Origin of the sequence: Streptomyces sp. NPDC048291, assembly GCF_043201715.1 — a bacterium.
Taxonomy (GTDB): Bacteria; Actinomycetota; Actinomycetes; order Streptomycetales; family Streptomycetaceae; genus Streptomyces.
On the sequence record NZ_JBICZC010000011.1, the window covers coordinates 325750 to 339260 of the forward strand.

Consider the following 13511-nt stretch of genomic DNA (forward strand, 5'->3'; position numbering starts at 1 on the left):
ACCGAGCAGGGCGCCCGACGGGAGATGCCCCGGTTCAGGCGCCCTGTGGCGCAGCTTCCATGCGGCTCTGACCAGCTTGAATGAGGGATTTGAAGGAGCGGGACGATGTTCCGGCCCGAGTTGTCAAGGGAGATCGCCGCGACAGTGGGCGTTCGGCGGCGGCAACGCTGCTGTGTTGTCGAAGACCGGGATAGAGGTACCAAGCCGTGAGACGGCGGGAAGCTGCTCAGCGCCTCGTCTCGTACCTGGTCAGGACCACGCCGCCGGGAAGCATTCGCGTCTCCACCAGGTTCAGGCTCACCCAGCCGTCCAGCGCGGTGAAGAACGGCTTGCCGCCGCCCACCAGGACCGGATGGGTGGCGATCACGTACTCGTCGATCAGCCCGGCGCGCATGGCCGCCCCGGCAAGCGTTGCGCCGCCGATGTTCATCGGGCCGCCGTCCTCGGCCTTGAGCCGGGTGATCTCGGCGATCGCGTCGCCGGTGACCAGGCGGGTGTTCCAGTCGACCTTGTCGATCGTCGAGGAGAACACCACCTTCGGCGTGTCCCGCCAGTTCCGCGCGAACTCGATCTCCGCGGGTGTGGCGCCTGGCTGCTGGTCGCCGGTCGGCCAGTAGGAGCTCATCGTCTCCCATAGCTTGCGCCCGTACAGCGACAGGCCACTCGCCTGCTCGTGGTCGAGCCACCACTGGAACAGCTCGTCGCTCGGTGGTCCGCTCCAGCCGATGTCGTCACCGGCCGCGGTGATGTAGCCGTCCAGGGTCAGGTTCATGCCGTAGATCAGTTTCCGCATGGCCCAGCTTCCGTCGGTGGGTGTCCGGCGTATAGACCGGCGTGGCTCGGGAAACTCATCGGTGCGCGATCTGGGCTCGCCGGTAGTCCTCGTGCTGGGGGCCCAGCGTGGTGTACTCGGCCGACCCGGGCAAGCCCCCTGCTCTCGCCCTCGCGAGGTAAGGCCACGAATCTGAGGCTGATCATGGGTGACAGAGCCCCACACAGGCCATGAGCCGACCCGCGACGGCGCATCCGGCCGAGGCCGCCCGTCGGGCGTACGGCGCCTGAGCGTCCTGTGGGTTCACCGCGAGCACGGCACGGCACGCGCCGGGTGGTGGCTGGCGCCGTGGCCCGTTGCACCCGTTCAGCGGCTGGAGGCTGTCTCCACGGCTTCGGCCCGGGGTCACCTGGCCAGTGCCCGGCGCGTCCGTGAGTCGCTAGCACACCCAGGTGTGAGGTGGTTGTGTGCGCGTTGGGTGTTTCCTTAATTCTCCGAGAAATTTTCTACAACCATCCGGCCCAGATGTCCGTCTGGTTAACACAAGGGTGTGTAGAGGTTGATGTAGAGGAGTTCAGAACGTGACCGTGCGTTCCTTTGCCCGGCGGATGCGACCGCGAGTCGAGCGGAAGGCCGCCGAGAAGGTCTGGCAGCTGCGCACCATGCGGCGCCGCCGCATGGCGGCGGTCACGGACCCGGTGCTCCGCCCGGTGGCGGTGCGCGGCCAGCGGCTCTACGGACGGGTCGTGACCCGGTTCAGCGCCGCCGAGGCGGCCGCCGCCAATCTCGGACTGGTCCTCGCCGCGCTGGAGCAGGACGGCATCCCCTACTTCCTGGTGCCGACCTCGCGCACGCGCCACACGGTCGGCGTGAATGCCGTGGACCGGGAGCGTCTCCTCACCGCCCTGGAGGCGCAGAACGCGGGGAAGGCGGTGTTCATCGGCAGACCGCTGCCCGGCGGAAAGCTCAGGCACCCCGCCCTGTTCATGGACGGTGTCCTGCCGGTCGCGCTGCGTACGGCCCCGGTCCTGCGCATCGGGGAGAACCACCTGGGCCCCGCGGGCCAGCTGCTCGCCGGCCCGGAACTCGCCTGCGACGTCGAGTTCTGGGAGGACGGGGCACGGCTCCTCGCCTCCGCCGCGGGGCCCCGGCGCCTGGCCTCGGTCCAGCCGCAGGCCTCCGAGGACGTCTTCGCCGAGTCCCTCGTCGCGCCCCGGAACAACGGCATCACGGACGTACTGCCGGCGTCCGAGCAGACACCGGCCGTGGTCCGGATCGGCGACCGGGAGCTGCCGAGCTTCGCCGCGCTCACCCTGCCGACCGTGGACGACGTGGCCTTCCCCGTCGACGTCGTCTACACCTGGGTGGACGGCGAGGAGCCGGAGATGCGGGCCAAGCGCGCCCGCCACCAGGAGCGCGGCACCGCCGAGATCCTGGACAAGGAGACCAACGCCTCCCGCTACACCAGCCACGACGAGCTGAAGTACTCACTGCGCTCGCTCGCCATGTACGCCGACTTCGTCCGCCACATCTACCTCGTGACCGACGGCCAGAAGCCCCACTGGCTCGACGACACGGCCCCGGGGATCACGGTCGTCGACCACCGCGACATCTTCCCGGCGGACGTCCTGCCGGTGTTCAACTCGCACGCGATCGAGACCCGGCTGCACCACATCCCCGGCCTGTCGGAGCACTACCTCTACTTCAACGACGACGTGTTCGTCGGCCGCCGGGTCACCGCTGAGCACTTCTTCCACGGCAGCGGACTGATGAAGATCCCGGTGTCCCCGCTCAAGATCGGGGTCGGCAAGCCGCACGCCGAGGAGACCGCCACCAACTCCGCGAGCAAGAACGTCCGCCGGCTGCTGCTGGAGAAGTTCGGGCGGATGACCACGAACAACTTCATGCACACCCCGCTGCCGCAGCAGCGCGAGACCCTGCGGGACCTGGAGGACCTCTTCCCGGAGGACATCGGCCGCACCACGGCGTCCCGCTTCCGCTCCCCGCAGGACATCGCTGTGACGGCCCCGCTGCTCTACCAGTACGCGCTGATGACCGGCCGCGGTGTGCCGGGCAGGTTCGGCTTCCGGTACGTCAACATCAGCCGTCCGGACGCCGAGGCCCGCCTGGCCGACCTGCGCCGCACCCGCCGCTTCGACTTCTTCTGCCTCAACGACGTCGACGTGCCGCCGGAGGAGCGGGAACAGGTCGGCGTCCGGATGCACGAGTTCCTGGAGGACTACTTCCCCTTCGCGAGCCCCTTCGAGAAGCCCTTCGAGAAGCCCTTCGAGAAGCAGAACTGACGGGGGCTGGGGGGCATGGACATCCGTAACCGCTTCACGTTCACGGCGCCCGCGGGCCTGCGCGCCGCCCGGGACCTGCCGGCGCGCCTGTGCGCCTGGCTGTCCGCCAGGCTCTGGGCGCTGCGCGCGGCCCGGGCCCGACGACGCCTGCGCGCCGCCGTCCCCGGCCACGGGATCACCTTCGGACCGACGCGGCTGTACGGCCGTACGGTCGACGCCTACACGGCCGCGGACGCCGCCGAAGCCGATCTCGAACGGGTCTGCACCCTCCTGGAAGGGCTGCACGTCCCGTACTTCCTGGTCCCCTCCGACCACGGACACGGCGCGCCGCGGCAGGTCGTCGGCGTCGAGGAGACGTACCGCGACGCGATCCTCGCCCGGGCCGCCCAGCGCTTCGCCGGCACCGCCGGGTACGTCGGCGCCGTCGGACCGGGCGGCGCCGTGACGACCGCGGTGCTGTGGGCCGACGGCAGGCTGCCCCGGGCGCTGCGGCGGGCCGCCGTACTCCGCACCGGCGTGGTGCGCCTCGGCCCGGTGGGGCAGGTGCTCAGCGGCCTGGAGACGGGGTGCGACATCGAGTTCTGGCGGCGCGGCCGGGACCTCGGCGCCCCCTCGGATGCAGCCGGGGGCAGCGCCGGCGGCACCGATCCCGCCTGGCTCACCGTGCCCGGCAGCCGGCTGCCGGACGTCTTCGGGCCGGCGCTCGTCGCCCCGCGCCGCAACCCCGTTGCGGAAGTGCTCCCGGTGACGGCGCGGCAACCGGCGGCGGTGGCGGTTCGCCGCCGCACCGTCCCGACGTTCGCCCCGTTCGCCGAGCCCGGCATCGACGAGGTGCTGTTCCCCGTCGACGCCGTGTACACCTGGGTGGACGGGGACGACCCGGTGATGGCCGCTAAGCGCCGGGCCCACCAGGAACTCTCCGACAACGTCATCGCTCCGCGCGAGACCGGCGCCTCCCGCTACACCAGCCATGACGAACTGAAGTACGCGCTGCGCTCGCTGGAGATGTACGCCGGGTTCGTCCGGCACGTCTACCTGGTCACCGACTCCCAGCTCCCGTCCTGGCTGGACCCGGAGGCGGAAGGCCTGACGGTGATCGACCACCGGGAGATCCTTCCGCCCGACGCGCTCCCGGTCTTCAACTCGCATGCGATAGAGAGCCGCCTGCACCACATCCCGGGCCTGTCGGAGCACTACCTCTACTTCAACGACGACGTCTTCATCAACCGCCCGGTACACCCCGGGCACTTCTTCCACGGCAACGGCATCGCCCGCATCCCCCTGTCCCCCCTGAAACTCGGCGTAGGCGCCCCGCACCCGCTCGAACCGGCCCCGAACTCCGCCGGCAAGAACGCCCGCGAGGTGATCAGCCGCTTCCACGGCAGACACGTCACGCACAAGTCGCTGCACACCCCGCACCCCCAACTGCTGTCCGTGATGCGCGAGATGGAGAGCCTGGGAATCGAGGAACTCGACCGGACGTCCTATTCCCGTTTCCGCTCCACCTCCGACGTCGCTCCGGCATCCACGCTCCACCACCACTGGGCGATGGCAACGGGCCGGGCCGTCCCCGCCGACTACCGCTTCCGCTACGTCCAGCTGGGCACACCGGACATGCACCGCCGTCTGGCCCGCCTCGCGGCCGGCGAGGACGTCGACTTCTTCTGCCTCAACGACGTGGACACGCCCCCGGAGGCCAGACCGGCCGCCCAGGCCGCCATCCGCGGGTTCCTGGACCGCAAATACCCCTTCCCGAGCCGCTACGAAGGAGCCCCCCGCACCAGCAGCCGCCCCGTCGCACCGCTCACGACGAGAATCCCGTTCCAGCCCACACGGGAGGAAGCACAGCGCCGCGAGGCGTAGGCGGCCCGGGCAGCCCCGGGCCGTGAGGCGGCACCGGGGCGCCGTGCGCACGCAGGTGTGGCGGCGCCCGAGCGGGTGGTGCTCTTGTCGTGGTAGCCGAGTGCCTGGGCGATGACGAGGGCCGGGGCCCGGAGGACGCGTTCGCCGACGCGCGGAAACCGTGCCCAGACCGTCAAGCGCCGGCCGAACTGGACCCCAGGGCCTCCCTCAGCCGGTGACAGACCCGCTCCACCTCCACCGCCGGCGGGAAGTACCGCGCCTCTCCCATGGCCACCTGCAGCGCGGGACCGAAGGCGTCGAACCGCGCCATGTCTTCTGCACAGGCAGGCTGCACGACGAAATGGATGTGTCCGGGAACGCCGCCGGCATGGGACCACAGGCATACATACACCTGCTCAGGGGCCATCACCTCAGTGACCGCGGCGCTCACCTTCCGCAGCAGAGGCCCGAGCTCCATGGACTCTTGCGCCGTCAGGTCGGCTACGTGCACCACATGTCGGACCGGCTTGACCACGACGGCACCAAGGCCCAGGGGGCCGACGCAGTGCTCGACAACCCAGAGCCGCGTCCGCAACAGGTTGCCGCCCGGCAGCGGGGCCCTGCCCTCCATGAGATCGCACGCAAGACACTCGCCACTCACACCGGCATTCTCCATCCTCTCCTGCTGTGGCGTACGGATGATCACCAAGTCAGGCGTACCGGGCGACCGGCCGCTCACGGTCGAGTTCGGCTCCGGTCGACGTCGGCGGCGCTGTGGCTCCTGACGGAGTTCCACCCGGACTTTGTCCTGGCGGTGGAAAAAGTTGGATCCGTTTCGCTCCTAAGTTCTTCACGGTTTGGCAAATCGCTGCTACGTTCCTCCCTGAAGCTAGAGGACTTTGCCGACGCGGACAGAGGCCTGGGCCCCAGCCTGGGACGAGGGGAGGGGTTCGTGAGACGCATGACTGCTCGACCTGAGAACACGCATCAGGCGCGGCTGCTTCGCCTGCTGCGTGACGGCGGGTCCAACTCCCGTGCCCAACTGGGTGACCTGGTGGATCTGTCGCGTTCGAAGCTGGCTGTCGAGGTGGACCGGCTGCTGGAGACGGGGCTGGTCGTCGCGGACGGGTTCGCCCCCTCACGCGGCGGGCGACGCTCGCACAACATCAGGCTCGCGCCGACGCTGCGTTTCCTCGGCGTCGACATCGGCGCCACGTCGATCGATGTGGCCGTGACGAACGCGGAGTTGGAGGTCCTGGGGCACCTGAACCATCCGATGGATGTCCGTGAAGGACCGGTGGCGGTCTTCGAGCAAGTGCTGTCGATGGCTGCCAAGCTCAAGGCATCCGGTGTCGTGGAGGGCTTCGACGGCGCCGGCATCGGGGTCCCGGGGCCGGTCCGCTTTCCGGAAGGTGTGCCGGTCGCGCCTCCGATCATGCCGGGGTGGGACGGCTTCCCGGTGCGGGAGGCGCTCAGCCAGGAACTCGGCTGTCCGGTCATGGTCGACAACGACGTGAACCTGATGGCCGTGGGAGAACAGCACGCGGGCGTGGCACGTTCCGCGCGTGACTTCCTGTGCATCAAGATCGGCACCGGCATCGGCTGCGGGATCGTGGTCGGTGGCGAGGTCTACCGGGGGACGACGGGCAGCGCCGGAGACATCGGGCACATTCCGGTGGAACCGGGAGGCCGTGCTTGTGCGTGCGGCAACCGAGGCTGCCTGGAGGCGCATTTCAGCGGTGCCGCGCTGGCCGGCGACGCGGAGGAGGCCGCGCGAGCGGGCCGGTCGCCGGAGCTTGCCGCCCGGCTGGAGGCGGCCGGGCGGCTGACCGCCGCGGACGTGTCGGCAGCCGCCGTGGCGGGCGACCCGGTGGCTCTCGAACTGATCAGGGAGGGCGGGAAGCGTCTGGGCCAGGTCATCGCCGGACTGGTCAGTTTCTTCAACCCCGGCCTGGTGGTGATCGGCGGTGGTGTGACCGGGCTCGGCCACACGCTGCTCGCCAGTGTCCGGACCCAGGTGTACCAGCAGTCCTTGCCGCTTGCCACCCGCAACCTGCCCATCGTGCTGGGCGAGTTGGGGCCGAACGCCGGAGTCATCGGCGCGGCCCGGCTCATCAGCGATCACGTCTTCTCGCCTGCCTGACCGGATACAGATCACCCCGAATGCCACCGCGATCCGATGGCATCGCCGCGGTCCCATCGCATCGCCGCAATCCCTGGCATGGCCGCAATCCCGGGCCGCCACCTCAACTCCCTAGAGCGCTGTACCACTCCACGACGCTTCGGTGACCTGCTACGGCCACCGCGCTGATCGCATGGCCGTCAGGCCCTCTCCGGCACCACCCGTACGCCCCGGCACGCACGACGCCCGGGGTTCCCCGGAGCTGCCCGCACACCCGAACTCCCTGTTTCAGCCTGCCCACTCACGGCCCGCATCCGCCGAGGGGATCCTTCATGGCACCACTACCACCCCTGCTCACCATGTCCGGCATCACCAAGTCCTTCCCGGGCGTCCGCGCCCTGGACGGTGTGGACCTCGACGTCCAGGCCGGCGAAGTCCACTGCCTCCTCGGCCAGAACGGCGCCGGCAAGTCCACCCTGATCAAAGTGCTCGCCGGAGCCCACCAGCCCGACGGCGGTGAGATCACCTGGCAGGGCGAGCCCGTGACCCTGGGATCGCCGATCGCCGCCATGCGTCTCGGCATCGCCACCATCTACCAGGAACTCGACCTGATCGAGGGGCTGTCCGTCGCCGAGAACGTCTTCCTCGGACACGAACCGACCTCTGCCGGGTTCGTCGTGCGCGGCTCGGCGGCCCGCACGGCGACCGCGGAACTCCTGAAGCGTCTCGGGCACTCGGAGATCGATCCCGCACGGCTCGTCGGCGAACTGTCCGCGGCGCAGCAGCAGATCGTCTCGATGGCCCGCGCACTCTCCCACGACGTACGGCTGATCGTGATGGACGAGCCGTCGGCGGCGCTCGACCCCGAAGAGGTGGACAACCTGTTCAGGATCGTGGGCGATCTGACGGCCGAGGGTGTCGCCGTCATCTACATCTCCCACCGCCTGGAGGAGATCCGGCGCATCGGTGACCGGGTCACGGTCCTGAAGGAGGGCCGGTCGGTCGCCGACGGTCTGCCCGCCAAGTCGACTCCGACCCATGAGGTCGTGGCCCTGATGACCGGGCGGAACGTGGAGTACGTCTTTCCCGAGCGACCCGAGGCCGGGTTCGCCGAGGGGCGGGAGCCGGTACTGAGGGTCGAAGGACTCACCCGGCGAGGGGAGTTCGCGCCCGTCGATCTGGAGCTGCGGCCCGGTGAGATCGTCGGTCTGGCCGGACTCGTCGGCTCCGGGCGCAGCGAGATCCTGGAGACGGTGTACGGGGCGCGCAAGCCCGACGGCGGTCGTGTCCTCGTCGACGGCACGCCGCTGCGTCCCGGCAGCGTCCGGGCCGCCGTGCGCGCCGGCATCGGCCTCGCACCCGAGGAACGCAAGGCGCAGGGCCTGCTGATGCTGGAGTCCGTCAGCAGCAACGTCTCGATCTCCACCCTGTCCCGGTTCGCCCGCGCGGGCTGGCTCGACCGGCGAACCGAGCGAGCCGCGGCGCACCAGGCGGTCCGGGAGCTGTCCCTGCGGCCCGACAATCCCGATGCCGCGATCAGGACGCTGTCCGGCGGCAACCAGCAGAAGGCGGTGCTCGCACGCTGGCTGTTGCGCGGCTGCAAGGTGCTGCTGCTGGACGAGCCCACCCGGGGTGTCGACATCGGCGCCCGGGCGGAGCTCTACACGGTGATCCGCCGGCTGGCCGACGAGGGTCTGGCCGTACTGCTCGTGTCCAGCGAGGTGCCCGAAGTCCTGGGGCTCGCCGACCGGGTGCTGGTGCTCCGTGAAGGCACCGTCGTGCACACGGCGGACGCCCGGGAGCTCGACGAGCACCTTGTACTCGATCTTGTGATGGAAGGGAGCCCGACGTCATGACGCAGCCAGCCGCTCCGGCGCACAAGGACGCGCCGACGTCCACCGCCAAGGCCGCGACGGACAAGGGGGGTTCGGGAGCGCGCCGACCACTGGGCGGGTGGGGGGACGTGCGTACCCTGTCCTTGCTCGGTGTCCTCGCCGTGCTCGTCGCGGTCGGTGGGATCACCGCACCGGACGAGTTCCTGAAGACGAGCAATCTGCAACTCATCCTCACCCAGGCGTCGGTGATCGGAGTCGTCACCGTCGGCATGACGTTCGTCATCACCAGCGGCGGGATCGACCTGTCGGTCGGCGCGATGGTGGCGCTCGCCTCGGTGTGGGCGACGACGGTGGCCACACAGGACTTCGGCTTCGCGGGCATCCTCTTCACCGCTGTGGTCGTCGGCGTGGGCTGCGGTCTCGTGAACGGCCTGCTCATCGCCTACGGCAGGATGGTGCCGTTCATCGCGACGCTGGCCATGCTCGCCTCCGCCCGGGGCCTGGCGCTGCAGATCACCGGCGGCACCACCCAGATCGTGAGCGTCGGATCCGTGCTCGATCTCGGTGCCAGGGACTCCTACGTCCTCGGCATCCCGCCCCTCGTTCTGATATTCGCCGCGGTCACCGTCATCGGCTGGCTTCTGCTCAACCGCACCACCTTCGGCCGCCGCACCGTCGCGGTCGGCGGCAACGCGGAAGCGGCACGCCTGGCCGGCATCGACGTCCGCCGCCAGCGTCTGTATCTGTACCTGCTGTCCGGACTGTGCTGCGGAATCGCCGCGTTCATGCTGATCGTGCTCGCCGGGTCGGGCCAGAACACCAACGGCAACCTCTACGAGCTGGACGCCATCGCCGCCGCGATCATCGGCGGCACCCTGCTCAGCGGCGGCCGCGGCACCATCGTCGGCTCCGTTCTCGGGGTGCTGGTCTTCACCACCATCACCAACATCTTCGCCCTGAACAACCTCGAGACCGCTGTCCAGCAGATCGCCAAGGGCGCCATCATCGTCGCCGCCGTCCTGGTCCAGCGCCGCTCGCCGCACGGCGACGCCTGACGCGCCGGCGCCACCCGGCGCTCTGCCCCACACCGCCGGACGGCGGCCCCTGACACCGCCGTCCGGCCCCCCAAAAAAAGCCACCATCCGGCATCCCCACGGCCACCCATCCGGCACCCCCACAGCCTCCATCCGAAACACACCGCCCAGTCGAAGGGTCGATCCGCCATGCCCAGAACCCCCGCCACCAGCCGCAGAGCGCTGCTGTTCGGCACCGCGGCCGTGTCCGCCGGTGCGCTGCTGACGGCCTGTACCAGCAACGACCCCAAGAACAAGGAAGCGGCCGCGGACAACGCCCCGGTCGCGGACGACAAGCCGGGCAAGGCCGTCACCATCGGCTTCGCCGGCCCGCAGGCCGACCACGGCTGGCTCAACGCCATCAACGACAACGCCAAGTCCCGTGCCGAGAAGTACTCCGACGTCACGCTTGAGATCACCGAGGGTTCCAACGACATCGCCCAGCAGATCGGCCAGATCCAGACGCTGATCAACAAGAAGGTCGACGTCCTGGTGATCCTGCCGGCCGACGGCAAGGCACTGACCCAGGTCGGTCTCCAGGCCATGAAGGCCGGCATCCCCGTCGTCAACCTGGACCGCGTCTTCGCCTCCCCGCAGGCGTACCGCTGCTGGATCGGCGGCGACAACTACGGCATGGGGCTCAACGCCGGCCACTACATCGGCGAACAGCTCAAGGGCAGGAAGAACGCCAAGGTCGTCGAACTCGCCGGCCTCGACAACCTCGAACTCACCCAGCAGCGCACCAAGGGCTTCGACGACGCACTGAAGAACTACCCCAACATCCGCAAGGTGGCCCGCCAGGCGGCCGACTTCACGGTCGAGTCCGGCCAGGCCAAGATGGCGCAACTGTTGCAGGCCCAGCCGCAGTTCGACGCGCTGTGGAACCACGACGACGACCAGGGCGTGGGCGCGCTGCGGGCCATCGACCAGGCCGGCCGCGACGACTTCCTGATGGTCGGCGGCGCGGGGGCCAAGTCCGCGATGGACGCCATCAAGGCCGGAAAGGGTGTGCTCAAGGCGACCGTCCTGTACCCGCCGACGATGGCCGCCTCCGCCATCGACCTGGCCCGGGCGCTCGCCCAGGGCAAGGGTGTCGGCGGCCTCGCCGAGTTCGAGATCCCGTCCTCGGTGACGCTCTACTCGGCCGTGGTCACCAAGGACAACGTCGACCAGTACCTGCCGACCGGCTTCATCTGACCGGTCCGGGCCGGGGGCCCCGCGAACACAGCAATGAGTCAGTGACACTCCGACGAGGAGATCCGTATGGAACAGAGGGACAGTCGGACCGCCCCGCCGGCACTCGGCGTGGGGATGGTCGGCTACGCGTTCATGGGCGCCGCGCACTCACAGGGGTGGCGCACCGTAGGGCACGTGTTCGACCTGCCGCTGCGGCCGGTGCTGGCCGCGATCGCCGGCCGCGACGCGCACGCCGTGCGGGCGGCCGCGGACAAGCACGGCTGGGCCGCGGCGGAGACCGACTGGCGCGCCCTCGTGGCCCGCGACGACGTGCAGCTCGTCGACATCTGCACACCGGGCGACAGCCATGCGGAGATCGCGATCGCGGCGCTGGAGGCGGGCAAGCACGTGCTGTGCGAGAAGCCGCTGGCCAATTCGGTCGCCGAGGCCGAGGCCATGGTGACGGCCGCCGAAGCGGCCCGCTCGCGCGGTCAGTTGGCGATGGTGGGCTTCAACTACCGGCGCGTGCCCGCCCTCGCCTACGCCCGCCGGCTCATCGCGGACGGCAGGCTGGGCACGCTGCGCCACGTACGGGTCTGCTACCTCCAGGACTGGCTCGTCGACCCCGACTTCCCACTGACGTGGCGGCTGCGGCGGGAACACGCGGGGTCGGGGGCGCTGGGCGACCTCGGCGCGCACATCGTCGACCTCGCCCAGTACCTGGCGGGTGAGCCGCTGGTCGGGGTCTCCGCCCAGATGGAGACCTTCGTCAAGGAACGCCCCCGCCTCGACGGTGTCTCCTCCGGTCTCACGGCTTCCGGCGGCACCCGGCGCGGGCCGGTCACGGTCGACGACGCGGCCGTGTTCACCGGCCGGCTGGCCTCGGGGGCCCTCGCCTCGTTCGAGGTGACCCGGATGGCCTCGGGGCGCAAGAACGCCCTGCGCCTTGAGTTGAACGGCGAGTTCGGTTCGCTCGCCTTCGACCTCGAGCGCCTCAACGAGCTGTCCTTCCACGACCACCGGGAGCCCGCCGCCACCGCGGGGTTCCGCAGGATCGTCGTCACCGAGCCCGAACACCCGTACCTGGAGGGCTGGTGGCCGCCGGGCCACGCGCTCGGCTACGAGCACACCTTCGCCCACCAGGCCCGTGATCTGGTCGAGGCCATCGCCTCCGGCACCGATCCGATCCCGTCGTTCGCCGACGGTCTGCAGGTGCAGCGGGTGCTCGCCGCGGTGGAGGAGAGCGCGCAGAAGAACTCCGTGTACACCCCTGTCCAGGCCGTCGTGGCCGAAGTCCGGTAGCGATCCGGTACGAACCCCCGCCTCTCTTGGAGCCGCCATGCCCCGCCCGTTCACCCTGTTCACCGGTCAGTGGGCCGACCTGCCCCTGGAGGAGGTCTGCCGGCTGGCCCGCGACTTCGGCTACGACGGTCTCGAACTCGCCTGCTGGGGAGACCATTTCGAGGTCGACAAGGCCCTGACCGATCCGTCCTACCTGGCCGCGCGGCACGCCCTGCTCGACGAGTACGGTCTGAAATGCTGGGCGATCTCCAACCATCTCGTCGGCCAGGCTGTCTGCGACAACCCCATCGACGAGCGGCACCAGGGCATCCTGCCCGCCCGCATCTGGGGCGACGGGGAGCCCGAGGGCGTACGGCAGCGGGCCGCGGCCGAGATCAAGGACACGGCGCGTGCCGCGGCGGCCTTCGGCGTCGACACGGTCGTCGGATTCACCGGGTCGTCGATCTGGCATCTGGTGGCGATGTTCCCGCCGGTACCGGAACGGATGATCGAACGCGGCTACGAGGACTTCGCGGAACGCTGGAATCCGGTCCTGGACGTGTTCGACGCCGAGGGTGTCCGCTTCGCCCACGAGGTCCATCCGAGCGAGATCGCCTACGACTACTGGACCACCCGACGCGCCCTGGAGGCCGTGGACGACCGGCCGGCCTTCGGGCTCAACTTCGACCCCAGCCACTTCGTCTGGCAGGACCTGGACCCGGTCGGCTTCCTCTACGACTTCCGGGACCGCATCTACCACGTCGACTGCAAGGAGGCCCGCAAGCGCCTGGACGGGCGCAACGGGCGGCTCGGCTCCCACCTGCCGTGGGGCGATCCGCGGCGCGGCTGGGACTTCGTCTCCGCCGGACACGGAGACGTCCCCTGGGAGGACGTCTTCAGGATGCTGCGTTCGATCGGTTACGACGGGCCGGTCTCCGTGGAGTGGGAGGACGCCGGCATGGACCGCCTCACCGGTGCGCCGGAAGCACTCGCCCATCTGAAGCGGTTCGACTTCGACCCGCCCTCCGCTTCCTTCGACGCCGCGTTCGGAGGCGGCGACAACCAGGGACCTCCACTCGGGACGATCGCTCCCTGATCCAGCCACCA

Annotated in this window: 10 protein-coding genes; 8 read left to right on the forward strand and 2 right to left on the reverse strand. The window is 70.0% G+C overall.

Annotated elements, in window-relative coordinates; translation table 11 throughout:
• Positions 1-226 precede the first annotated feature (226 nt).
• Positions 227-793 (reverse strand): dihydrofolate reductase family protein, encoded by a 567-nt coding sequence (locus ACGF5O_RS29930; protein WP_393812984.1) that lies wholly within the window; start codon positions 791-793, stop codon positions 227-229.
• 560 nt (positions 794-1353) lie between these two features.
• Between ACGF5O_RS29930 and ACGF5O_RS29935 the strand changes: the two genes are divergently transcribed.
• A complete protein-coding gene (locus ACGF5O_RS29935; protein WP_393812985.1) occupies positions 1354-3075 on the forward strand; it encodes a stealth family protein in 1722 nt (573 codons plus the stop codon).
• Positions 3076-3090: 15 nt separating this feature from the next.
• Positions 3091-4938, forward strand: coding sequence for a stealth family protein (locus tag ACGF5O_RS29940; RefSeq protein ID WP_393812986.1), 1848 nt, complete (start codon positions 3091-3093; stop codon positions 4936-4938).
• A gap of 172 nt (positions 4939-5110) precedes the next feature.
• Here the strand turns inward: ACGF5O_RS29940 and ACGF5O_RS29945 are convergent, their stop codons facing one another.
• A complete protein-coding gene (locus tag ACGF5O_RS29945) occupies positions 5111-5368 on the reverse strand; it encodes a hypothetical protein (RefSeq protein ID WP_393812987.1) in 258 nt (85 codons plus the stop codon).
• Between the two features lie 510 nt (positions 5369-5878).
• Here ACGF5O_RS29945 and ACGF5O_RS29950 point away from each other — a divergent pair.
• From ACGF5O_RS29950 to ACGF5O_RS29975, 6 genes are all read left to right on the forward strand, one after another.
• On the forward strand, positions 5879-7060 hold the full coding sequence (locus ACGF5O_RS29950; protein WP_359214102.1) for an ROK family transcriptional regulator: 1182 nt from the start codon (positions 5879-5881) through the stop codon (positions 7058-7060).
• Positions 7061-7371: 311 nt separating this feature from the next.
• Positions 7372-8895 (forward strand): sugar ABC transporter ATP-binding protein, encoded by a 1524-nt coding sequence (locus ACGF5O_RS29955; protein WP_393812988.1) that lies wholly within the window; start codon positions 7372-7374, stop codon positions 8893-8895.
• A complete protein-coding gene (locus ACGF5O_RS29960) occupies positions 8892-9929 on the forward strand; it encodes an ABC transporter permease (protein ID WP_393812989.1) in 1038 nt (345 codons plus the stop codon). Before ACGF5O_RS29955 ends, ACGF5O_RS29960 begins: the two co-directional genes overlap by 4 nt.
• A 168-nt stretch (positions 9930-10097) precedes the next feature.
• Positions 10098-11144 (forward strand): substrate-binding domain-containing protein, encoded by a 1047-nt coding sequence (locus tag ACGF5O_RS29965; protein WP_355720599.1) that lies wholly within the window; start codon positions 10098-10100, stop codon positions 11142-11144.
• A 66-nt stretch (positions 11145-11210) separates the two neighbouring features.
• Positions 11211-12425 (forward strand): Gfo/Idh/MocA family protein, encoded by a 1215-nt coding sequence (locus ACGF5O_RS29970; RefSeq protein ID WP_393812990.1) that lies wholly within the window; start codon positions 11211-11213, stop codon positions 12423-12425.
• A gap of 37 nt (positions 12426-12462) precedes the next feature.
• A complete protein-coding gene (locus tag ACGF5O_RS29975; RefSeq protein WP_393812991.1) occupies positions 12463-13500 on the forward strand; it encodes a sugar phosphate isomerase/epimerase family protein in 1038 nt (345 codons plus the stop codon).
• Positions 13501-13511 lie beyond the last annotated feature (11 nt).